The 22130-nt window shown below is 73.9% G+C and carries 21 protein-coding genes; 9 read left to right on the top strand and 12 right to left on the bottom strand.

What is annotated here, in order from left to right:
• Window positions 1-11: 11 nt before the first annotated feature.
• A complete protein-coding gene (locus ACIQV3_RS00270) occupies window positions 12-2348 on the bottom strand; it encodes a WD40 repeat domain-containing protein (protein WP_403708064.1) in 2337 nt (778 codons plus the stop codon).
• A 179-nt stretch (window positions 2349-2527) separates the two neighbouring features.
• Here ACIQV3_RS00270 and ACIQV3_RS00275 point away from each other — a divergent pair, with 179 nt between their 5' ends.
• Window positions 2528-2728 carry a hypothetical protein gene (locus tag ACIQV3_RS00275; protein WP_403708067.1) on the top strand — a complete coding sequence of 67 codons (201 nt, stop codon included), beginning with the start codon at window positions 2528-2530 and terminating at the stop codon, window positions 2726-2728.
• On the opposite strand, the gene ACIQV3_RS00280 is transcribed toward ACIQV3_RS00275, so the two are convergent.
• The gene (locus ACIQV3_RS00280) at window positions 2718-3707 is read right to left on the bottom strand and encodes a LacI family DNA-binding transcriptional regulator (protein ID WP_403709102.1); all 990 of its coding nucleotides are present in this window, start codon (window positions 3705-3707) and stop codon (window positions 2718-2720) included. The two genes, ACIQV3_RS00275 and ACIQV3_RS00280, sit on opposite strands and share 11 nt — an antisense overlap.
• Before the next feature lie 208 nt (window positions 3708-3915).
• On the opposite strand from ACIQV3_RS00280, the gene ACIQV3_RS00285 reads away from it, so the two are divergent.
• Window positions 3916-4956: an NUDIX domain-containing protein gene (locus ACIQV3_RS00285; RefSeq protein ID WP_403708070.1), complete on the top strand. Its 1041-nt coding sequence runs from the start codon at window positions 3916-3918 to the stop codon at window positions 4954-4956.
• A 115-nt stretch (window positions 4957-5071) separates the two neighbouring features.
• Here the strand turns inward: ACIQV3_RS00285 and ACIQV3_RS00290 are convergent, their stop codons facing one another.
• A complete protein-coding gene (locus ACIQV3_RS00290; RefSeq protein ID WP_403708073.1) occupies window positions 5072-5830 on the bottom strand; it encodes an MBL fold metallo-hydrolase in 759 nt (252 codons plus the stop codon).
• Window positions 5831-5928: 98 nt separating this feature from the next.
• Window positions 5929-7293 carry a dipeptidase gene (locus ACIQV3_RS00295; RefSeq protein WP_403708076.1) on the bottom strand — a complete coding sequence of 455 codons (1365 nt, stop codon included), beginning with the start codon at window positions 7291-7293 and terminating at the stop codon, window positions 5929-5931.
• 214 nt (window positions 7294-7507) lie between these two features.
• Here ACIQV3_RS00295 and ACIQV3_RS00300 point away from each other — a divergent pair, with 214 nt between their 5' ends.
• Window positions 7508-8950 carry a geranylgeranyl reductase family protein gene (locus ACIQV3_RS00300; protein WP_403708079.1) on the top strand — a complete coding sequence of 481 codons (1443 nt, stop codon included), beginning with the start codon at window positions 7508-7510 and terminating at the stop codon, window positions 8948-8950.
• Window positions 8951-9134: 184 nt separating this feature from the next.
• Here the strand turns inward: ACIQV3_RS00300 and ACIQV3_RS00305 are convergent, their stop codons facing one another.
• Window positions 9135-9593, bottom strand: coding sequence for a nitroreductase/quinone reductase family protein (locus ACIQV3_RS00305; protein WP_403708082.1), 459 nt, complete (start codon window positions 9591-9593; stop codon window positions 9135-9137).
• A 148-nt stretch (window positions 9594-9741) separates the two neighbouring features.
• Here ACIQV3_RS00305 and ACIQV3_RS00310 point away from each other — a divergent pair, with 148 nt between their 5' ends.
• Both ACIQV3_RS00310 and ACIQV3_RS00315 read left to right on the top strand, forming a co-directional pair.
• Complete coding sequence (locus tag ACIQV3_RS00310) at window positions 9742-10440, top strand: TetR/AcrR family transcriptional regulator (RefSeq protein WP_403708085.1); 699 nt, start codon at window positions 9742-9744, stop codon at window positions 10438-10440.
• 278 nt (window positions 10441-10718) lie between these two features.
• A complete protein-coding gene (locus ACIQV3_RS00315) occupies window positions 10719-11696 on the top strand; it encodes a spherulation-specific family 4 protein (protein ID WP_403708088.1) in 978 nt (325 codons plus the stop codon).
• Here the strand turns inward: ACIQV3_RS00315 and ACIQV3_RS00320 are convergent.
• From ACIQV3_RS00320 to ACIQV3_RS00330, 3 genes are read right to left on the bottom strand one after another with little or no spacing between them, the layout of a single operon-like run.
• Window positions 11682-11840, bottom strand: coding sequence for a hypothetical protein (locus ACIQV3_RS00320; protein WP_403708091.1), 159 nt, complete (start codon window positions 11838-11840; stop codon window positions 11682-11684). The genes ACIQV3_RS00315 and ACIQV3_RS00320 overlap by 15 nt on opposite strands.
• A gap of 56 nt (window positions 11841-11896) precedes the next feature.
• Window positions 11897-12154, bottom strand: coding sequence for a DUF6332 family protein (locus tag ACIQV3_RS00325; RefSeq protein ID WP_403708094.1), 258 nt, complete (start codon window positions 12152-12154; stop codon window positions 11897-11899).
• Between the two features lie 59 nt (window positions 12155-12213).
• Window positions 12214-12978, bottom strand: a complete 765-nt coding sequence (locus tag ACIQV3_RS00330) for a maleylpyruvate isomerase family mycothiol-dependent enzyme (RefSeq protein ID WP_403708097.1) — start codon at window positions 12976-12978, stop codon at window positions 12214-12216.
• A gap of 102 nt (window positions 12979-13080) precedes the next feature.
• On the opposite strand from ACIQV3_RS00330, the gene ACIQV3_RS00335 reads away from it, so the two are divergent.
• A complete protein-coding gene (locus ACIQV3_RS00335; RefSeq protein ID WP_403709103.1) occupies window positions 13081-13773 on the top strand; it encodes an alpha-ketoglutarate-dependent dioxygenase AlkB family protein in 693 nt (230 codons plus the stop codon).
• 43 nt (window positions 13774-13816) lie between these two features.
• Window positions 13817-15286, top strand: coding sequence for an ROK family protein (locus tag ACIQV3_RS00340; RefSeq protein ID WP_403708100.1), 1470 nt, complete (start codon window positions 13817-13819; stop codon window positions 15284-15286).
• Between the two features lie 41 nt (window positions 15287-15327).
• Here the strand turns inward: ACIQV3_RS00340 and ACIQV3_RS00345 are convergent, their stop codons facing one another.
• Window positions 15328-15939, bottom strand: coding sequence for an ATP-binding protein (locus ACIQV3_RS00345; protein WP_403708103.1), 612 nt, complete (start codon window positions 15937-15939; stop codon window positions 15328-15330).
• A 228-nt stretch (window positions 15940-16167) separates the two neighbouring features.
• Here ACIQV3_RS00345 and ACIQV3_RS00350 point away from each other — a divergent pair, with 228 nt between their 5' ends.
• Both ACIQV3_RS00350 and ACIQV3_RS00355 read left to right on the top strand, forming a co-directional pair.
• Window positions 16168-17298 carry a PLP-dependent cysteine synthase family protein gene (locus tag ACIQV3_RS00350; RefSeq protein WP_403708106.1) on the top strand — a complete coding sequence of 377 codons (1131 nt, stop codon included), beginning with the start codon at window positions 16168-16170 and terminating at the stop codon, window positions 17296-17298.
• A 60-nt stretch (window positions 17299-17358) separates the two neighbouring features.
• Window positions 17359-17772 carry a hypothetical protein gene (locus ACIQV3_RS00355; RefSeq protein WP_403708109.1) on the top strand — a complete coding sequence of 138 codons (414 nt, stop codon included), beginning with the start codon at window positions 17359-17361 and terminating at the stop codon, window positions 17770-17772.
• Window positions 17773-18046: 274 nt separating this feature from the next.
• Here ACIQV3_RS00355 and ACIQV3_RS00360 read toward each other — a convergent pair whose 3' ends face one another.
• The 3 genes from ACIQV3_RS00360 to ACIQV3_RS00370 all read right to left on the bottom strand — a co-directional run bounded on the left by ACIQV3_RS00360 (window position 18047) and on the right by ACIQV3_RS00370 (window position 21910).
• Complete coding sequence (locus ACIQV3_RS00360; protein WP_403708112.1) at window positions 18047-18538, bottom strand: SRPBCC family protein; 492 nt, start codon at window positions 18536-18538, stop codon at window positions 18047-18049.
• A gap of 108 nt (window positions 18539-18646) precedes the next feature.
• A complete protein-coding gene (locus tag ACIQV3_RS00365) occupies window positions 18647-21145 on the bottom strand; it encodes a right-handed parallel beta-helix repeat-containing protein (RefSeq protein WP_403708115.1) in 2499 nt (832 codons plus the stop codon).
• A 153-nt stretch (window positions 21146-21298) separates the two neighbouring features.
• The gene (locus tag ACIQV3_RS00370; protein WP_403708118.1) at window positions 21299-21910 is read right to left on the bottom strand and encodes a hypothetical protein; all 612 of its coding nucleotides are present in this window, start codon (window positions 21908-21910) and stop codon (window positions 21299-21301) included.
• Window positions 21911-22130 lie beyond the last annotated feature (220 nt).

Raw genomic sequence — 22130 nt, forward strand, 5'->3', positions numbered from 1 at the left:
CCCGGCCCGGGCTACTTGGGCCGGGCCCCGCGCGTGTCCGGCTCCGGCAGCACCCAGAACCGCAGGGTGCCGTCCTCCCCGGAGGTGGCCAGAAGGCTCCCGTCCGGGGAGAAGGCGACGCCTCGGACGGCGCCGGAGTGTCCGGTCAGGGGCGGATGGACGGCAAACCCGCGGGTGCGGGTGTCCAGCACCTTGACGACACCGTCCGCACCGGCGCTGGCGAGCAGTCTCCCGTTGGGGGAGAAGGCCAGGTCGTAGACCCGCGCGGCATGCGCGACGAGTCGCTGGTTGGGCGGTCGCTGGGTGGCGTGGTCCCACAGCTGGAGGGTCCCGACGAGATCGCCTATGGCCAGCAGCCGGCCGGAAGGGGAGAGGGCCATGGCGCCGAGCTTGGGCCCGTGGGTTTCCAGGTCCCGGCCGGCCGGGTCCCGTTGGGTCAGGTCCCACCGCGTCACCATCGTGTCGTGCGCGGCGACCAGGGTGCGGCCTTCGGGAGAGAAGGCCACCGCGAAGGGGGCCGACACCGGGTCGGGTCCCTCGGTGACCACGTCCGTGGGGTCGACGGCCGTAGGGAGGAGCGACAGGCCGCCCGCGCGGACCGTGGCCACCAGCCGGCCGTCCGCGCTGAACGACACGTGCGGCAGGAGCGACACCGGGGCGCGCAGGGGCGCGGTCCGGGGTGCTTCCCGGCTCCACAGGGCAGCAGGGCCGCCGTCATCGGGGAACTCCAGTCCCCACGGGCCGCCGAGAGGCAGCGTCAGAACCTCCTGCAACCGGGTCCGGGTCTCCGGATCCCAGGTCAGGATCCTCCGGTCGGCCGTCTGGACGAGGAGCCGGGAGCCGTCCGGGGAGAAGGCGAGTCGGCCCAGTGGCTTCCCGGTCCCGCTCGACACGGGGGGCAGGGCGAGGGCGTGCCCCTGGCGCAGCATCGCGGCCGCGGACCGCGCTCCGAGGGAAGGCACGGACCCGGTGGTGACCGGGTTCCGGTGGTAGACCACCACGGTGTCCCGCTCGCCGCAGGCGGCCAGCATCCGGCCGTCGGACGAGAAGGCGACGTCGTGGAGCGCCATGTCGGACCCGGCCAGTGGGTCGCCGACCGGACTGCCCGTGGCGGTGTCCCACAGGCGTACGGTGCCGTCGTCGCAGGCCGTCGCCAGCAGCCTGCCGTCCGGGGAGAAAGCCGCTCCGAGGGTCGAACCGTCCGGTACCACCAGCGGCCCGCCGAGGGCGGCACCGGTGGAGGTGTCCCACAGCCGGGTCCCGTCGAGGCCCACCGTGGCGAGCAGTCTCCCGTCCGGCGAGAAGGCCATCACCTCGTTTTCGTGCCCGGGCATGGGCTCCCCGACGCTCGCTCCCGCGACGGGGTCCCACAGCCGCAGGACGTGCCTTCCCTTGATCCCGGCCAGCAGATCACCGCCGGGGAGGAAGACCAACGCCCGGACCTCCCCGAAGTGCCCGATGTACGGGGCCCCGTCCGGTTCCCCGGTGGCGGTGTTCCAGGGCCGCACGCTCTCGTCGTCGGCGGCGGTGACGAGCACGCGGCCGTCGGGCGAGAAGGCCAGCACGCCGACGGCCGCTTCGTGGCCGAGAAGGGCCGGGCCCACGGGCGTGAGGTCCGACAGGTCCCACAGCCTTCCCGCACCCTGGTCGTCGCCCGTCGCCAGGGTCCGGCCGTCCGGCGAGAAGGTCACCGCGACGATGTGCTCCTCGGGGCCGATCTCGCCCACGAGCCGGCCGCGGACGGGATCCCACAGGTGCACGTCCCCACCGCCGACGGTCGCGAGCATCCGTCCGTCGGGGGAGAACACCGCGCCGTGGTTCGGGTACTCGCGCACGGTCAGCCGGTGGGCGACGGAGAACCCGCTCCCACCGGTCGGCGTGTACGGCGGCGCGGGAGCCACCAGCCAGGAGCCGGGCGCGGGCACGGCCTTGGCGGGCCAGGAGCCGGGCGCGTCCCCGGGCACGGCCTTCGCGTCCCCGGGGGCGAGCGCGGGTACGGCCCTCGCGCGGTCGGGCGCCGTCGGCTGGAGGGAGGCCAGGGCCCGCCAGCGGCTCCGCCAGGGCTCCAACTGGGGGGAGCTGTGCGGTGGGACAACGGTCTCCTGCCCGAACTCGTCGTAGGAGTACAGGATCCGCACCAGCGCCATCAGGGTGTCGAGGCTCAGCAGCCGCTTCCCCCGGAACGCGTCGCTCTGCGTGGCCACCGGGAGCCGGATCCCGGCCCCGGACTTCGACGCCCGGGCCTCCAGTTTCCGATAGGCGGGATTGCCGCGCTCGATCCGCAGTTCCCGCAAGTCGCCCGCGAGGCGGCTCAGTTCCTCGTCGAAGCCGTTCTGTACCGTGCCCACCCGTGCCCCCCGGACCGTTCGGGCCATCAGGTTAGAGCGTGATCCGCCGAACGGTCCCGGACTTGTCGGAACGGTGCCGGACACCGGCGGAAGTGTTCGCCGGTCCGGCAGTGATCGAGAGGCCGGCGGATCCGTTCGGCCCGTGCGGGTTCGGGCCCCCGGTCCGCTGGAATCGGACCATGACCACACATCAAGACCCGTCGGACCACGGTCCGTTCCTTTCCCTGCACACGGCGGTCGTCCTGCTGGGCGCCGTCCTGACCGGCCTCGCGGCGGGGGTGCTCACCTACCTCGGGGGGACCGTCGCCGCGCTCTCGGTGCTCGCCGGACTGACCGCGGCCGGGGCCGCGGTGCCCGTGCTGCGCGGTCTCATCCGGTGACCGGCGGGATCTCGCCCGAACCGCGGGGGATCAGGCGGGTGGGGAGTTCGATGCGGGACGGGGGGAGGTCGGCGCCCGAGAGGCGTTGGAAGAGGCGGTCCGTGGCCACGCGGCCCAGCGCCGCGGCGTCCTGGGCGATGACCGTGATGCCGGGGTTCAGCAGGTCGGCGAGTTCGAAGTCGTCGAAGCCGACCAGGGCCACCGGGCGGGGCAGGGACGCGAGGACGCGTACGGCCGTGACCGTCACGCGGTTGTTGCCGGCGAAGAGGGCCGTCACCGGCTCCGGGCCCGACAGCATCGAGCGGGCCGCGGCCGAGACGCGTTCCGGGGCCGTCGTCCCCAGGGAGACCCAGGAGGTGGCGACCGGCAGGCCGGCGTCGGCCATGGCCGCGCGGTAGCCCCGTAGCCGCTCGGTCGCCGTGTGGATGTGCGGCTGGTCGCCGATGAAGCCGATCCGGCGGTGGCCGCCGGCGATCAGGTGGGCCACACCGGCCCGGGCGCCGCCGAAGCTGTCGGACAGGACGACGTCCGCGTCGATCCGGCCCGCCGGGCGGTCCACGAACACCGTGGCCACCCCGGCCCGGATCTCCGGCTCCAGATAGCGGTGGTCGTCCCCGGCCGGGATCACGATGAGGCCGTCCACCCGGCGGGCGCACAGCGCGAGCGCCAGTTCCCGCTCGCGGTCGGGGTCCTCGGCGCTGGAGCCGTTGATGAGCAGGGCGCCGTGGGCGCGGGCCACCTCTTCCACGGCCCGGTTGAGCGGCCCGTAGAAGGGGTCGGAGAGGTCCTCCAGGACCAGGCCGACGGTGGCGGTGCGGCCCTTGCGCAGCACGCGCGCGCTGTCGTTGCGGCGGAAACCGAGCGCGTCGATGGCCTCCTGGACCCGCTGCTCGGTGTCCGGGGTGACCCCGGGCTCCCCGTTGACCACGCGTGACACCGTCTTGAGGCCCACGCCGGCCCGGGCCGCCACGTCCTTCATGGTCGGCCGGTTGCCGTAGCGGGGTTCGGACGGGCGGCGGGTGTGCGGCACGGTGTCGGACCTCCGGGAGGGCTGGGTGTGGGGACGGTGCGGGCCCGGCGTTGCGGACGGGCCCCTGACCTTGAGGATAAGCACTCGGCGGGGCGCCGGGGTTTCCGTGGCAGGGTGGTGCGGGCAAGCCACTGGGGGCATCGGGAGAGGGGTAGACGTGATCGTCTGGATCAACGGCACGTTCGGCGCCGGCAAGAGCAGCACAGCGCGCGAGCTGACCGGCCTCCTGCCGGAGAGCACCTTGTTCGACCCGGAGTTCATCGGCGACGCGCTCCGCGTGCTGCTGCCGCGCAAACGCCTCGCGGAGGTGACCGACTACCAGGACCTGCCGAGCTGGCGGCGGCTCGTGGTGGACACGGCGGCGGCCATGCTGGCGGAGCTGGGCGGGGTGCTGGTCGTCCCGATGACGCTGCTGCGGCAGGAGTACCGCGACGAGATCTTCGGCGGGCTCGCGGCGCGCAGGATCGCGGTGCGACATGTGTTGCTGGCCCCGGAGGAAACGATCCTGCGTGAGCGGATCGCGACCCGTGAGGAGCCCGGGGCGCCCGCGGACGTGGACCTGCGGGTGCGGCAGTGGTGCTACGACCACATGCCGGCCTACCGGCACGCGCTGGGCTGGCTGGCGGCCGACGCGCACGTCATCGACAACGGGGCCCTGACCGTACGGGAGACGGCCGAGCGGATCGCCGAGGCCGTACGCACCGACGCGGCCCGGGTCTGCGACATCGTGCAGACCCCGCAGCCGACGCGCGAGACGGTCGCGGCCGGGGTGCTGCTCTTCGACGACGCGGACCGGGTGCTGCTGGTCGACCCAACGTACAAGCCGGGGTGGGAGTTCCCCGGCGGGGTCGTCGAGGCCGGGGAGGCACCGGCGTGCGCGGGGGTGCGGGAGGTGGAGGAGGAACTCGGCCTCGTACTGGAGGCCCTCCCGGAGCTCCTGGTCGTGGACTGGGAGCCGCCGGAGCCTCCGGCGGGCTACGGCGGGCTGCGGCTGCTGTTCGACGGGGGCCGGCTGTCGGCGGCGCAGACCGGGCGGCTGCGGCTGCCCGGGCCGGAACTGCGGGCCTGGCGGTTCGTGACGGAGGGGGAAGCGGCGGACCTGCTGCCGCAGGTGCGGTACGAGCGGCTCCGGTGGGCCCTGCGGGCACGCGAACGGGGACGGGCGGCGTACTTGGAGGCGGGGCGGGCGGTCCCGTAGCGGCCGGGCGGGCGGGCGGGGGCTGGGGTCCGGGGCCTGGGTCGGCGGGCGTGGGGGCGGGGGACGTGGGGCGCGTGGGGCCGGGGCGGGCCCGGCCCCGGCGCCACGGTCCGCGTCAGCCCGTCGGGGTCGGCGGAGCCTGAGCGGCGGCTGTTGCCCCGGCTTCCGACCCGGCTTCCGCTTTCGCCGCCGTCTCCGCCGCCGCGAGGAGGGTGGCCGCGGTGTCCGACGTGAGGGGGTCGCCGTGGCCGAAGCAGGCCACCGACGGGGCCAGCGCGGCGAGCCGGAGCATCGACTCGACGGCCCGGGTGCGGTCCACGTTGAAGACGCCGAGCATCACCTGGCCGACACCGGCGACGCAGTCACCCGTGAACAGCACGTCGTGTGCGGGGAGATGGATGCCGATGCTGCCCGGAGTGTGACCCGGAGCATGGACGACGACCGCCCCGCCGCCGAAGGGGAGTACCTCCCCGTCCGTCAACTCCTGCTCCACCGGGGTCGCAGGGGCCTGAGGAGCCGTCATGGCGTGTTCCCACAGCGGAAGTTCCCAGTCCAGCAACACCGGATCCGGCACCGGCCGGTCGCCGCGGATCACCGGGGCGTCCAGCGTGTGCGCCAGTACGGGGGCGCCCCAGCGAGCGGAGAGCTCGCCCGCCGAGCCGAAGTGGTCGCCATGGCAGTGGGTCACGACGACGCGCTCCAGCCGCTCCGGCAGCAGCCCGAGGGAACGTATCGCCCCTTCGATCGCGTCCGCCGAACCGGCGTGGCCCGCGTCGATCAGGGTCAGGGCCTCACCGTCGCGCCAGAGGTAGGCCTGGCCGATGGGGAAGCGGAGCATGTGGAGGCGGCCGCGGATGATTTCTACGAGATCCATCACTCGAACGTACGGGGGCGAGCCACGCCATCGGCGGAGATTGCGCCGGTAGCGTGGTTCGCCAGTAGCGGAGCGCCGGGGAACCGCCCGCGACGCCGTCAGGCGCGCTTGGACTCCGCGTAGTTGAGGAGGAACAGCGCCTCCGTCACCGACAGGCGCTCCAGCTCCTGCGGGGAGACGCTCTCGTTCACCGCGTGGATCTGCGCCTCCGGCTCGCTCAGGCCGATGAGCAGCATCTCCGCGTCCGGGTACAGCTCGGTCAGCGTGTTGCACAGGGGGATGGAACCGCCCATGCCGCTGATCTGCATCTCCTGGCCCGGGTAGGCCTCCTGCATGGCCTGCGCCATCGAGGCGTAGGCGGGGCTGGCCGTGTCCGCCTGGAACGGCTGCCCCTGGCCGACGACTTCGAGCTCCAGGTGCGCCTTCCACGGGGTGTGCGCCACCAGGTGCGCCTCCAGCAGCTTGATCGCCTCGGCGGTGTCCGTGCCCGGCGGCACCCGCAGGCTCACCAGCGCGCCCGCGCTCGCGTGCACCGAGGGGGTGGCGCCGACCACCGGCGGGGAGTCGATGGCGAGCACGGTGACGGCCGGCCGGGACCACAGCCGGTCCGCGATCGTGCCCTCGCCGATGAGCTCGACCCCGTCGAGCACCTTCGCGTCGGAACGGAAGTCGGCCTCCGGGTACTGCAGCCCCTCCCACACCGCGTCCGAGGCCAGCCCGTCCACTGTGGTCGAACCGTCGGGCGCGCGCAGCGAGGCGAGGAGCTGGATCAGGGCGGCCATCGCGTCGGGGGCGGCCCCGCCGAACATGCCGGAGTGCAGGTTGCCGCCCAGGGTGTCGATCTTGACCTTGAGCAGGCACATGCCGCGCAGGGTCGCGGTGACCGTCGGCAGGCCCGTACGGAAGTTGCCCGCGTCGCCGATCACGATGGCATCGGCGGCCAGCAGTTCGGGGTGCGCCGTCGCGTACTGCTGGAGACCGCCGGTGCCCTGCTCCTCGGAGCCCTCGACGATCACCTTCACGTTCACCGGGACGCCGCCGTTGGCCTTCAGGGCGCGCAGCGCGAGCAGGTGCAGGATGAATCCGCCCTTGCAGTCGGCGCTGCCGCGGCCGTACCAGCGGCCGTCCCGCTCGGTCAGCTCGAAGGCGGGGGAGATCCAGGCCGCGTCGTCCAGCGGGGGCTGCACGTCGTAGTGCGCGTACAGCAGGACGGTCGGCGCGTCCGCCGGACCGGGCAGGAACCCGTACACCGACTGGGTGCCGTCGGGGGTGTCGAGCAGCGCCACGTCCTGGAAGCCCTCGGCGCGCAGCGCGTCGGCCACCCAGTTCGCGGCCGCCTGGCTCTCGCTCTGCGGGAACTGGGCCCAGTCCGCCACCGACTGGAAAGCCACCAGCTCGGACAGCTCCTGCTTGGCGCGGGGCATCAGCGAGGCGACGGTCTCGGCGATCGACTGAGACGGCATGGGCACGCTCCTCTTGGGTGCGACGTTGGGGTACGTGTACGTGTACGTGTACGGGTTACGTATACGCGACCCGCATGCGCGGGGTGTGCGTATGCGGGCTACGGCAAAAGACTCTTCCGATCCTCGCACAACGGGGCAGTCGATCTCGCGCCGTAGGATTTCCCCGGCATCGGAGCAACGGCATGAACCGCATGATCAGGAGCAGCAGCACATCGTGAGCAGCGACGAGAGCGACAGCGGCGACGTACGCGACGCGGCGGCAGGACAGACCGCTCAGGGGGCGGACGCGCAGACGGCCGGGGAGACCGGCGAGGTGTGGGACGTGGTCGTGGTCGGGGCCGGGCCGGCCGGATCATCGGCCGCGCACGCGGCGGCCGCCGCGGGGCGGCGCGTTCTGCTGTTGGAGAAGGCGGAACTGCCCCGGTACAAGACCTGTGGCGGAGGCATCATCGGCCCCTCGCGCGATGCGCTCCCGCCGGGTTTCGTGCTGCCCTTCAAGGACCGCGTCCACGCGGTCACCTTCTCGCTGGACGGGAAGTTCGCCCGGACCCGGCGCTCGAAGCAGATGTTGTTCGGGCTGATCAACCGGCCCGAGTTCGACGCGGCGCTGGTCGCCGAGGCGGAGAAGGCCGGGGCCACGGTCCGTACGGGTACGGCCGTCGCGCGGGTGGAACAGCACGGGGCGTCCGTGCCGGACCGGCGGACCGTCGCGGTGGTCCTCGGTGACGGCGAGACCGTACTGGCCCGGGCCGTGGTCGGCGCGGACGGCAGCGCGAGCCGGATCGGTGCGCACGTCGGCGTCGAGATGGACCAGGTCGACCTCGGCCTGGAAGCGGAGATCCCCGTCCCGGAGACCGTCGCCGCGGACTGGAAGGGCCGGGTCCTCATCGACTGGGGGCCGCTGCCCGGCAGCTACGGCTGGGTCTTCCCCAAGGGCGACACCCTCACCGTCGGGGTCATCTCGGCGAAGGGCGAGGGCGCCGCGACCAAGCGGTACCTGGACGACTTCATCGCCCGGCTGGGCCTGTCCGGCTTCGAACCGGCGGTCTCCTCCGGGCACTTGACCCGCTGCCGCAAGCCCGGATCGCCGCTTTCGCGCGGGCGGGTCCTGGTAGCGGGCGACGCGGCCGGACTGCTGGAGCCGTGGACCCGGGAGGGCATCTCCTTCGCGCTCCGCTCGGGGCGGCTCGCGGGGGAGTGGGCCGTGAAGATCTCCGAGGCGCAGGACGCGGTGGACGCGCGCCGCCAGGCCCTCAACTACGCCTTCGCCGTCAAGGCGGGGCTGGGTGTGGAGATGGGCGTCGGCAAGCGGATGCTGGAACTCTTCGAGGCCAAGCCGGGCCTGCTGCACGCGGCGATCACCGGCTTCCGGCCGGCCTGGCTGGCCTTCGCGCGGATCGCGCGGGGGTCGCTGACGCTGGCGGAGATGGTGCGTACGTACCCGCTGGCGCGCAAGGCGCTGCACGTGCTGGACGCGCGGCAGGCGCGGGGCCGGGGCGGGGCCGGCGCTGAGGCCGGCGCTGAGGCCGGCGGTGGGGCCGGCGGTGGGGCGGAGGTCGGTTCGGCTTCCGGTGCCGGTGCCGGGGCCGGGTCCGGCTCTGGAACCGGGTCCAAGTCCGGGGAGCAGGACGGATCTCAGGGCGGGGCCAAGGGGTGAGCCCGGGGCGTGACCCGGGGCGCGCCCCGGGCTGGAGTCGCCGCTCCCGCTGAGGAGCGGTGGCACCGAAGTACTGCAGTGTGGCGGTCTCGCCGGGTCCACCGGCGGAGCCGCCGCCTCGTTCTCGGGGCCGGGGCCTGGCTCGAGGGCGCGCGCGGATCGCCTGGGCGGGCCGGCGGGTGGGTCATGGGGTGAGGGTGATGCGGAAGACCGGGTGGTCGGGGGCGGCGGCGCGGAGGTCGGTATCGGAGGACTTCGCGGTGACTCCGTTGAAGAACCGGTTGACCTCCCAGCCCCACTTCTTCAGGTAGCCGCGCAGGATGACGGCCTGCTCCGCCGGGTCGCTGAGTTCGGTGACGGTGAAGGTCTGCACGGTGCGGCCCAACCGGAGTTCGCCGCCGCCCGCGGCGCGCATGTTGCGGACCCACTGGGAGTGGCCGCGGGCGGAGACCAGGTACCGGGTGCCGTCATGGAGGTAGGGGTTCACCGGGATCCGCTGCATCGTGCCGGAGGTGCGGCCGCGCACCGACAGCTCGGCGGTGCCGGCCAGGCTCATGCCCGAGCGGGCCAGCTTGCCGATGAGGGCGTTGAAGCGGGTGCCGAGCGGGCCGGCCTGGACGTAGTACGGCTTGGGCGCGTTCATGGTGGCCTCCGGGGCATTTGGGAGAGCACTGCTCTCGCTTGAGAACAGTGTGCACGGATCGGCGCTCCGAAACAAGAGCAGTGCTCTCGAAATGGGGCGGCGCTCTCGTTGGTGGGCGGTGCTCTGGTCGCGTGGCACACTGGCCCCCATGAGCACCGTGCGAGGGGCGAGGGAACGAGCCCGCATCGAAGTCACCGCCGCCATCAAGGACGAGGCGCGCCGCGCACTAGCCGCGGAGGGCGCCGCCAAGCTCTCGCTGCGCGCCGTCGCCCGCGAGCTGGGCATGGTCTCCTCCGCCCTCTACCGCTACTTCCCCAGCCGTGACGAGCTCCTCACCGCCCTCATCGTCGACGCCTACAACAGCGTCGGCGGCGCCGCCGAGGCCGCCGACGCCCGCTCGCTCGCCGCCGCCGGCACCCCCCGCGCCCGCTGGGCCGCGGTCTGCGCGTCCGTACGCGCCTGGGCCCTGGAGCACCCGCACGAGTACGCCCTCATCTACGGCTCGCCCGTCCCCGGCTACACCGCCCCGATCGACACCGTCGGCCCGGCCTCCCGCGTGGGCAACACCCTCATCGGCATCGTCCGCGCCGCCTACGAGGGCCGTGGCATCGCCCTCCCGCCGCTCTCCGCCGAGCTGCGCCCCGAAGCCGCCCGCATGGCCGCGGACTTCGCCGAAGGGCTGCCGCCGGAGGCCGCCGCGGCCCTGGTGGCCGCCTGGGCGCAGCTCGTCGGACTGGTCTCCTTCGAGCTGTTCGGCCAGTTCGACCGGGTCGTCGAGGACCGGGACGCCTTCTTCGCGCACGCCGCCGGGCAGTTGGCGCACGGGGTCGGCCTGCCCGCCGTCTAGGGCCCGTCGTCAAACTCCCGGACGCCGCGCGGCCGCCCTTCGGGCGACGGCGGGAGCGTGACGCCAGTCCCCAGGGCAGGGCCGGGCGGCACCGGCGGGGGTGGGGAAAGTTCGCTTGTCAGTTCGTCGTACGGAAGCGGGGGAATCGGCCCTGGCGTGCCCGGCGGCCCGTCTAGTGTTTCTCGGGCCGGGGTCCGTCCCGGTTGCCGTCCCCGGCGCCCGGCCATCGCCCCGGCGCCGACCCCTCCGTCGCTCTGCCGCCGCCCCGAGGAGCAGCCATGACCCGCGCCGCGAAGGCCGTTTACGCCATCCTGGCCACCCTCTTACTCGCCGCGCCGGCGCCGGCCGTCACCGCGTCGGCGAGTTCGGAGCCCGGCCGGGCCCAGGCCCGGGACCGTACCCCGGCCCTCGCCCCGGCTCCGACCCCCGAGGTGAGACCCACGCCCCGGGCGGCCGGCGTACGGGGCCTGGAGATAGCCGTCCCGGCGTACGTCTGGGCCAACGACCCGATGCTCGTCGACCTCACCGCCACCAGTCCGGCCGCCTCGGTGGTGGTCCTCAACCCGGGCAACGGCGACTCCCCGTTCGACGCCCCCTGGCGGGCCCGAGCCGATGTCCTGCGCACCGGCACCACCGCCACCGGTGAGAAGACCAAGGTGCTCGGCTACGTCCACACCGATCACGGCAACCGCGACATCGGCGCCGTGAAGGCCTCCGTGGACAACTACCTGAAGACGCCCGACGGCCGCCTCCACGTGGACGGCATCTTCTTCGACGTGGTCAGCCGGGACTGCGGCCCGGCCAACGCCACCCGCGACCACTACGCGGAGCTGCGCCACTACGTGCAGGACATCATGGAGGCCATCGCCCCCGGCACGCCGGACCTGGTCGTCAACAACCCGGGGACGGCCATCGCCGACTGCTTCCTGGAGCCCGGCCGCCGCACCGCCGACGTGTTCGTCACCTTCGAGGACACGTACGCGGCCCACACGGGCGCCGGCTGGCTCGGCGGCAACGTCTTCAACGCGCTCACCGGCTACCGTTCCGGCGCCGAACTCGACCCGAGCGGCACCGCGTTCTGGCACCTCGTGCACGACGTCCCGGACGCCGCCGCGATGCGCGCGACGCTCCGTACGGCCTTCGAGCGCGGCGCGGGCTACGCCTACGCTACCAGCGCGCGGATGCCGAACCCCTGGGACGCCCAGCCCGGTTGGAAGTACCGCGCCCAGACCTCGTACGCCTCAACCCTGGGCTGAGCCGGACTCCGTCCGCCCGACGGCGGTGATCTCGACGGTACGGCCGTCGGGATCCACGAGCCGGTGGCGCCCCGGGGCGATCCGCGGCCGCGCGGCGGAGCCGTAGAACCGGCGGCATTCCTCCACCCGCGGTGTGTACAGCACCAGGAGCGATACCCGCGCGCCGCCTGCCCGGTCCGGACGGGCGCCCCGGGCCCGGATCATGCCGGGTCGCCGTACTTCCCCGGGCGGCGGGCGAAGCGCCACAGGACGTGGGTGATCCGGAGCAGGAACACCGTCCCGGCCAGGACGCCGCCCACCATCGCCAGGGTCCGGCCGGTGGTGGGGGAGAGGTCGAAGGCCAGGGCGGGGCCGTACAGTGCCGCGAAGGCGAGTCCGGCGGCGAAGGCGCCGCTGACGAAGGCGAACACGATCTCGATGGTGACCGCGTCCCGGTCGGCCTGACTGCGTTGATCCATGTGCGCAGTCTCGCCGCGCGGGCCGCACCACGACAAGGGCGCCCACGGTGCGCCCAGGGTCAGATTCCGGCCGTCTCCGCCCAGAGCCGGGCCAGTTCCGCGTCGCCCGTCACACCCGGCCCGGTGAGCGGCTGCCGGTTCCACAGCGCCGAGTAGAGCCAGGCGGCCTCGCCCGTCAGCGTGCAGTCGGCCTCCGTGCCGTCCGTGCCGTCCGTGCCGTAGGCGTCTGCGCGCACCGTGCGAGCGGGCTCGGGCGACAGGTGTACGGTCCACACCGCGCCCGTGTCGGAGGCCCGTACGCGCATCACCCGCGGCTCCGCCGTCCGTACCCGGCTCTGCGGCCGCGCGTGGAACCCGGTCAGCAGCTCGTCCACCCCGTCCTCCGCGAAACCGGGGTCCACCGCCCCGAAGGGCACGCCGAGCGCGGCTTCCGCGTCCATCCGGTGCACCGTGGTCTCGTGCGCCTGGCGGCGCGCCCAGAAGGCCAGCGGCGAAGGCGGCGCGGTCGGCAGGAAGGTCCAGCACCGCGCGTCGGCGGAGGTCCCGGTCAGGGTCCGCACCAGCGTCGCGTGGCCCTCGCGGAACCAGGCCAGCAGTTCCGCGCCCACCAGCTCCGGCGCGTCCGGGAACGGAGCCCGCTCGGTCAGGCCCCGCGCCACGTACCCGGTGGCCCAGCGGTGCACGGAGCCGGTGTGGCGCAGCAGATCGGCGACCCGCCACTGCGGACAGGTGGGCACCAGGGCGTCCGTACCGGCCCGTTCGGCGATGTCGGCGAGCTGCTCGCCCTCGCGGGCCACGGTCTTCACATAGCTGATGATCTCCATGGCGGGAGTCTCTCAGCCGCCCGCGGCCCCGCACAACGAAGGATGATGGAGGCTGTGACGGGGGTGGCGGAGCGGTTGGAGGAAGTCATGTGGGAGGAAGCCATGGAGGACCGGGACGGCGAGCCCTTCCCGCACGAGCCCTTCCCGCACGGGCTCTTCCCGCGCGAGCGCACCGAGATCGTGCCCGGGGCCGTGCACGTGCCCGACTGGCTGGGGCCCGGGCGGCAGCGGGAGCTGGTGGAGGCCTGCCGGGGATGGGCCCGGCCGCCCGCCGGGCTGCGTACGGTGCGCACCCCGGGCGGGGGCACGATGAGCGCCCGGCAGGTGTGCCTGGGGCGGCACTGGTACCCGTACGGATACGCGCTCAACGCCGTCGACGGGGACGGCGCTCCGGTCAAGCCGATGCCCGACTGGCTCGCGCTGCTGGGCCGCGGCGCCGTGGCCGACGCGTACGGGCGGGCTCCGGATCCGGGCATCGCCTACGACATCGCGCTGGTGAACTTCTACGAGGGCGACTCCCGCATGGGCATGCACCGGGACGCCGAGGAGCGCTCCGATGCCCCGGTGGTCTCGCTGAGCCTGGGTGATTCCTGCCTCTTCCGCTTCGGCAACACCGCCTCGCGCGGACGTCCGTATCGGGACGTTGAGCTGCGCAGCGGGGATCTGTTCGTCTTCGGCGGGCCCGTCCGACGGGCCTTTCACGGGGTGCCGAAAGTCCTGCCCGGCACCGCTCCGCCGGGCCTCGGGCTCACCGGGCGGCTGAACATCACGCTCCGGGTCGGCGGGCTCGGATAGCGGGCGGCGTTTTGGACGCTCCGATCATGCGAGGATCGCTCTCATGAACGGCAACGGGGCCCCGCGGCGGGTGGGGGAAGTGACCGCGGTGTCCGCTGGGACGGACGGGACCGCAGGACCCGGCACGGCCGAGGGACCCGGCAAGGCCGATGAACCGGGCACGGCCGAGGGATCCGGCAGGGCCGAGGGACCCGGCACGGCCGAGGGACCGGGCCAGGCCGATGCGTCCGTCGCGCCGAAGGCGTCCGCCTCCGGGGCCGCCGCGGTTTCCACGGCAGCGGCAGCGGCTGCGGCTGCGGCAGCCGGCTCCGCGCGGACCAAGCTGGAGCGGGGCCGTGGCGCGCTCGGCCCGGCGCTGGAGCTCGTCCACACCGGCCGGGCCCCGACCCGCGCGGTCCTGACGGCCGAGCTCGGCGTCACCCGCGCCACCGCCGGCGCCGTCGCCGCCGAGCTGGAGGCGCTCGGGCTGATCCGCGTGGACTCCCGCCCCGGCGGGGCCGGCGGAACCCAGGGCCGCCCCTCGCACCGGCTCTCCGTGGACGAGAACGGCCCGGTGGCCCTGGCCGCGCAGGTGCACTCGGACGGGTTCCGGGCCGCCTTGGTCGGCCTCGGCGGCCGGATCGTCGCCACGGCTCCCGGCCGGGTCCCCGTGTCGGCCGACCCCGCGCAGGTGCTCGGCGCGGTCGTCGAAGCCGGGGCCGCGCTGCTCGCGCAGACCGGCCGGCGCTGCATCGGCGCCGGGCTCGCGGTGCCCTCGGCGGTCGCGGAGCCGGAGGGCACGGCGCTGAACCCGCTGCACCTGGCCTGGCCCGCGGGTTCCCCCGTCCGGGCCATCTTCGCCGACTGCGTGAAGCAGGCCGGCATCGACGGCCCGGCGCTGACCGGCAACGACGTGAACCTCGCCGCGCTCGCCGAGCACCGGCACGGCGCCGGCCGCAGCGCGCAGCACCTGCTGTGCGTGGCCACCGGGCACCGCGGGGTCGGCGGCGCGCTGGTTCTGGACGGCCGTCTGCACAGCGGGAGTTCGGGCCTGGCCCTGGAGGTCGGCCACCTCACCGTGAACCCCGAGGGGCGCGCCTGTCACTGCGGCAGCCGCGGCTGCCTCGACGTGGAGGCCGACCCGCTGGCCTTCCTCAATGCCGCCGGGCGCACCCCGGGCCCCGAGGTGTCCCTGCTCCAGCAGGCCCGCGACCTGCTGCGCGAGGAGGCCGCGGACCCGGGGGTACGGGCCGCCACGGAGGAGCTCATCGACCGGCTCGGCCTGGGCCTCGCGGGCCTGGTCAACATCCTGAATCCGGACCGGATCATCCTCGGCGGACTCCACCGCGAACTGCTCTACGCCGACCCCGAGCGGCTGCGCGCGGTGGTCGCGGACCGCAGCCTGTGGGGGCGCAGCGGCGGCGTGCCGATCCTGCCCTGCACGCTCGACCACAACAGCCTGGTCGGCGCCGCCGAGCTGGCGTGGCAGCCGGTGCTGGACGACCCGCTCGGGACCCTGGGCGCGGCGGCCTGACCGCTGTTCCCGAGGCTCCGGGCGGGTTCGGCGACCGGAGGCTACCCGGGCCGGGCGCCGACCGAGGCGGTCACCGACAGGCCGGCGGAGACCGGCTCGGGGGGTGCGGCGACGGGCCGGGCCGGGGCGGGTTCCCGTACGGGCGTCTTCGCGGCCCGGTGCGCCGGTTTCTCCGCCAGGAGCACCGGGTGGTGTTCCGGTGCGGCCGGGCCGGGGGCGGCGCGCAGGGAGAACCACACCACCTTGCCCGGGCAGTCGTCCTGCTGCCGGGCCCCCCACGCCTCGCTGAGGGCCTCCACGAGCGCGAGCCCGCGGCCGGAGGTCTCCAGAGCGTCGACCGGGGAAGTGCCCGCGGACCGGGTGGCCCCGGCGGCCGCGGAGTCCCTGAGCTGCGGGAGGCGTGGATCGCTGTCGTAGACGGAGACGGTCAGCCGGCCGAGGCGCAGCTCGATCTCGACCGTGCAGGTCTTGTCCGGCTGCGCGTGACGGTGGACGTTGCTGAGCAGCTCCGTCACGCCGAGCGCGGCCCGGTCGATGAGCGGGTCGAGCTGCCAGTGGCGCAGTTGCGCCGAAACGATTCGGCGGATCTGTCCGATCCGCAAGGGCAGGGCCTGCAGTTCGACGACGCAGTGCCTGCGGGAATGACTGATCACGGCTGCGACTCCCCGACATCAGTGTTACGGGTGCTGCACCCTCGGTGACGCCTCCCCAGGGTCACCCACTGTGGGCCGGTGTGCAACCGAACGCGATCGAAAGCGTTTCGCATAGATACCCAAAGTGACCGTTTGTGCAGGTGGGCGGAGTACATTTCGAAAGCGGGCGGTGGGCGCAAACGCCCGGCGCGCACTCGGGACCTCGGGAAGTACGAAGGAGCACGGCGCATGAGCACCACCACCGGTAGGACCGCCACGACCATCGACGTCGACCGGAGCGACGCGGACTACCGTGCGTGGCTGAAAGAGGCCGTCCGCAAGGTCCAGGCGGACGCGAACCGCTCCGCCGACACCCACCTGCTGCGCTTCCCGCTCCCCGAGGCCTGGGGCATCGACCTGTACCTCAAGGACGAATCCACCCACCCGACGGGTTCCCTCAAGCACCGCCTCGCCCGCTCCCTGTTCCTCTACGCCCTCTGCAACGGCTGGATCCGGCCGGGCCGCCCCGTCATCGAGGCCTCGTCCGGGTCCACAGCGGTCTCGGAGGCGTACTTCGCCAAGCTGATCGGCGTTCCGTTCATCGCCGTCATGCCGCGGACGACCAGCCCCGAGAAGTGCCGGCTCATCGAGTTCCACGGCGGCGAGTGCCACTTCGTCGACGACTCGATGAAGATGTACGAGGAGTCGGCCCAGCTCGCCGCCCGCACCGGCGGCCACTACATGGACCAGTTCACGTACGCGGAGCGGGCGACGGACTGGCGCGGCAACAACAACATCGCCGAATCGATGTACCAGCAGCTGCGGTTGGAGCGCTACCCCGAGCCCGCGTGGATCGTGGCCACGGCCGGCACCGGCGGCACCTCCGCGACGATCGCCCGCTACGTGCACTACATGCAGCACGACACCCGCATCTGCGTCCCGGACCCGGAGAACTCCTGTTTCTTCGACGGCTGGACCCGTAACGACCCGCACGCGACCAGCGACTGCGGCTCGCGGATCGAGGGCATCGGCCGCCCCCGGATGGAGCCGAGCTTCGTCCCCGGGGCCATCGACCGGATGATGCGGGTCCCGGACGCCGCGAGCGTCGCGGCGTGCCGGGCGCTGGAGCGGGTGATCGGCCGCAAGGCGGGCGGTTCCACCGGTACCGGGGTGTGGAGCGCGCTGAAGATCATCTCGGAGATGGTCGCGGAGGGCCGCACGGGCAGCGTCGTGACCCTGCTCTGCGACGGCGGCGAGCGCTACCTCGACAAGTACTACTCCGACGCGTGGCTGGCGGAGCAGGGGCTCGACATCACCCCGTACGCGCGGACGCTCGACACCATGCTGGAGACCGGCGTGTGGAGCGAGCCGATCGGCTGAAACGTTTGCCCTGACCGCCTGGTCCTCGCGATCGCCCCAGACGAGCCGGACGACAGCGCCATGGGCTGCCTCGGGGCGGTGTTCGTCCTGGTGGCGATCGGCGCGTTCGTCTGGGGCGGCATGGCGGGGAAATGGTTCGAGGGCGAGGCGACCCCACGTTTCTACGGGGGTGACGGCGACCTCCCCTTCGGAGTCGAGGACCCCACGACCTACCTGGGTTGGATCTCGGCGGCCTCGCTGCTCCTGGCCCCGGTCCTGCTGGCGCTGTCGGGCCGGGCCGTACGGGCATGGCGCCGCCGGACCGGACCGGGCCGGGTGGCCGCGGACCAGGTCTGGGCGGAGGGCTGGTACTGCGGCCGCTGCGGCACGGTCCACTTCACCGGTGAACGGGCCATGTCCTTGCAGGAGTTCCGGACCCGGGTCTGGTCGGCGGGCGGTTACGGGGACCTGGCCGTGCGGCACCCCGCGGTCTGAACCGTGACGGGCCCGTAGCGAGAACTCCGTAGGCGCGGCGGCGCCGACTGCTTGCGCTGTGCGGTCTTCGAGGTCGGCTCGCGCCTGGCCCGGAGCCCTCGCGCCCACCCTGCCCACCCTGCCCGCCCCGCCCGCCCCGCCCGCCCCGCCCGCCCCGTCCGTCCAGGGGCGGGCTGCCGGGTGTGGCCCTGGTGCTCGTGTCGATCGGCAGGCATCCGCCCCGACGGCTCCTCCCGGCAGGAAGCCCCGTACCGATCCGCCTCCTGCCCGTCTCCTACTGGTCCGCGCCGCGCCGCCGCTCCGCCAGCCGCAGGTCCAGCGCGCGCACCGCCGAGCGGAAGGAGTGCCCGAATGCGGGGCGGGCCGCGGTGAGCGCGAAGCGGACGGCGGTCGGGCCGTCCGCGGCGAAGGTCCACTGGACGTGGGTGCCGGAGCCGGAGGGGGTCAGGCGCCACTCCTCCAGCAGGGCCCGTATGCCGGGGGCGTTGGTCTCGTCGACCCGGTACGCGTAGCGCCGCTCGGGATCCGCGGCCATGATCGTTTCCTGGAACCGGACCCCGCCCGCCAGCCTGATCTCGCGCCCGGCCCCGCCGTGGGTGGGCCGGGCCAGGGTGACGGCCCGGAACCAGCTCGGCCAGCCCTCCAACTCCTCCGCCAGCGCCCGGTACACGTCCTCGGGAGCGGCCGTCGTCCGGCCGGCGAAGACCAGGCGGGCGGGGGCCACCTCGATGAAGTCCAGCCCTACGGGGCGGAGTCGGCGGGCCATGGGAAACTCCCTCGGTTCGGCGGACGGCCGGTGCAGTCGACGGCGGGCTGTCACCCTAGCTGTCGGTCCGTCAGTTGTCCGCCCGCGGGACGGCGAACCCGCTTCGGTTCAGAGTTCCGGTAGGTCCGCCGGGTAGAGCAGGGTGAGATCCTCCTTGCTCGGTTCCGACAGCTGAGCGACCCGCCCCGCGTGCCGCTCGACCATCGACTCGAAGGTCTGGCGGGCCGTGCGGCCGTTGCCGAAGGCGGGCCCCTTGGGCAGGTCGGTGAAGTACGTCAGCAGTGCCTCGGCGGTCTTCTCGCCGAGCAGGTACTCGTGCTCCTCGGTCTGCTGCTCCACGATCCGCAGCAGCTCCCCGGGCCCGTAGTCCCCGAAGGTGATGGTCCGCGAGAAGCGGGACGCCACCCCCGGGTTCACGGTGAGGAAGCGGTCCATCTCCGCCGTGTACCCGGCGACGATCACCACCACCGCGTCCCGGTGGTCCTCCATCAGCTTCACCAGCGTGTCGATCGCCTCGCGTCCGAAGTCGCGGCCCGAGTCCTCGGGCGCCAGCGCGTACGCCTCGTCGATGAACAGCACCCCGCCGCGCGCCCGGTCGAAGGCCTCCTGCGTGCGGATCGCGGTGGACCCGATGTGTTCGCCGACCAGGTCGACCCGGGACACCTCCACGAGGTGGCCGCGCTCCAGTACCCCGAGGGAGGCGAGGATCTCCCCGTACAGCCGGGCCACGGTGGTCTTTCCGGTGCCGGGGGAGCCCGTGAAGACCAGGTGGCGGCGGACCGAGGCGGCCTTGAGCCCCGCCTGCTGCCGGCGCCGGCCCACCTCGATCATGTCGGTGAGCGCGCGGACCTCGCGCTTGACGCTGTCCAGCCCCACGAGGGCGTCCAGGTGCCCCAGCACCTCGATCGAACCGCGGGCCGCGCTCTGTCCGGCCGCGGCGCCGTCCGCCTCGTCGGCCGGCCGCTGGGCCGGCACCCGCTCGGCCGTGGCCGCGGCCAGGGGGCCGGGCGCCGCCGATACCGTACGGATCGCCGTACGCTCCCCGGCCGCCGCCGAGCCCACACCCGTACCCGTACCCGCACCCGGGTCGGCGCCCGCGCCCGCGCCGGAGCCCGTCCGGGCCGCCAGGCGCGGTCCGGACTCGTCGCTCGTGCAGTCCTCGGCGACGGGGCCATCCTCGGCGAACTCGTAGCCCCCGCGCGCGCAGCGCTCGGTGTGGCAGCGGTGCAGGGAGGTGCGGCAGCCGTCGATGACGTGGAAACCGAAGCCCGCGCTGCCCGTGACCCGGCACGCCGTGAAGGTGCCGCGCCCGCCCGCGGACACGTAGAAGCCGGCTTCGGCAGGGGAGCTGACCGTGCACCGCTCCAGCGCGGGGTCCGCGCCCTTGGTGACGATCACGCCGGTCTGGACGGAGTCGATGGAGCAGTTGGCGAGGGTGCCGCCACTGCCGTGGTCGCGGAACCAGGCGCCCGTGGCGGCCTCCCGGATCCGGCAGTCGTCCAGCTGGGCCGTCGCCCCGTCGCTCACCGAGACGGCGGTGTTGCGCACTTGGGAGATGTCGCTGTCCACGACGTCAACCCGGGAACCCCGGTCCAGGACGAACAGAGCGTCCGGTACGTCGTGCACCCGGCAGGAATCGAGCGAGACCGCGGCCCCGTCGCTGATCCAGACGGCCGGGTAGTCGCCGGTGCTGTCGTGGATCTCGCAGGAGTCGGCGACGACGCGGGTGCCCGGATCCCACACCGACAGGCCGTTGCGGCCGAAGCGGCGGACGGTGGTGCGGCTGAGGGTGAGTACGGAGCGGGAGCGCAGGTCCACCGCGTTCTCCGGGATGTCGTGGATGTCGCAGCCGGCGAGCGTGAGGACGGCGTCCGTGTCGAGGGTGACCCCGTCGGCCGTGGTGCGGTGGACCGCGCAGTCGGTGAGCACGGCCGAGGCCCGGGCGGCGATCTGCACGCCGGCGCCCTTGATCTCGTAGACCTCGCAGCCCAGCGCCTCCAGGCCCGAGCCGTCGCCGGTCACGGCGATCCCGGCGCCCGTGGCGTGGTGGATCCGGCAGCGCTCCAGCCGGGGGCGGCCGCCTCCGCGCACGGAGACGCCGGTCTGGCCGGCGGCCACGACCTCGCAGTCGGCGAACACCCCGCCGCCGCCGTCCAGTACGGCGATGCCGGATCCGGCGGAGTTCTCCACCGTGCAGCGCCGGACCAGCGGCCGCGCACCGCTCCCGCGGACCTCGATGCCGGCCGCCGAGCGGGTGCTCACCCGCAGGTCGCTGAGCTCGGGAGAGCCGTCCTCGATGAGGAGCGCGGGCGCCGTGGGGTCCTGGCCCTCCAGGTGGAGGTCCTGGATGACGGCGGAGGCGCGGACGGTCAGCGCGACCCCGTCGAGCGGTGCGATCCGCACCGAACCCCCCAGCGAGCCCTCCGGGCCGCGCAGGGTCACGGCGTGGTGCAGCACCAGATTCTCCCGATACGTGCCGGGCGCGATGGACAGGACGTCGCCGTCGCCCGCCGCGGCCAGCGCGGCGGTCAGCGTCGGATAATCACCGGAGCGGCGACGCCACCGCGAGGAACCGCCGTGCGTCACCTGGACCGTGCCCTGAGCCATGGTGCTGTCGTGCCCCCACCCTCGTGTTCCGTGTGTCCGGTTCCGTGTGCCCGGCTGCTGGTCGTGCCCGGCTGCTGGTCATGTCCGGCCGCTGGTCGGAGCAGCCGCTCCGGCGCTCCACCGTAGCGCGCGCGGGGCCGGTGAGTTGCCAGGTCAGTTGCCCGCGTCCGCCCGGCCCCAGTCGGGTCCCGCCGCGGCCCACGCGCGGTCCAGCCGGATGTACCGCCGATGCATGAGCCTTCGTACGACCAGACGGCGAAGCGTCTCCACGAGCGCGGCGATGCCCAGGGCCGCGGCGAGCCCGGCCACACCCGCGTGGAAACTGGCGGAGGAGGGCTCCAGGGGCTGCCCGACGAGCCGGCCGCGCGTATCGGTCCATATCCGGAACCGGTCGCCGGGATGCGGCGGTTCCTCCGCGGCCGGCACCGTGCCCTGGTGGTTGCTGCCGTCGGGCGCCGTCCACGAGGCGACGATCTGCGTACGCTGCGGGGCCTGGCGCTGCGCCGCCGGTTCGGTGGCCGCGCCCAGGAGCGGATCCGGTGTCTGCCGGACCACCACCGCCGGTACGAGATGACGCTCCTCGCGCTGTTCGCGCACGGCTCGCTGCAGCGTGCCGTCCACCCTCAGGCCGGCCGCCCAGCCGATGGCCGGAGCCACCAGCAGGACGCACACCAGTGCCGCGAAGGCCACCCAGGCCTCGAATAGATCCGTCTGGCGGCGCAGCGGATTGCGCCGCCAACGCCACACTCCCATTGCTGTCCGCACGGTCCGGCTCCCCCTACTTGTGCCAGTCTCCGCCTGCCTGCCGTCCCAGCCTCCCGCATGCCCCGGCCACCCGCATTCCGGGACGCGCGAGACGTGTGTCACCCGATCCGGTGCTCACGTCCCGAATGTTCCAACGGGCAGGCAGTGGCGGTTGGTTCCAGGGTGGCGCGAGAGCCCCTCGAAGGTGTCATTCCGAGTGGTCCCACCGGCCCTGTGGAGG

The organism is Streptomyces sp. NPDC099050, assembly GCF_044759865.1.
In the GTDB taxonomy this organism is placed as follows: Bacteria; Actinomycetota; Actinomycetes; order Streptomycetales; family Streptomycetaceae; genus Streptomyces.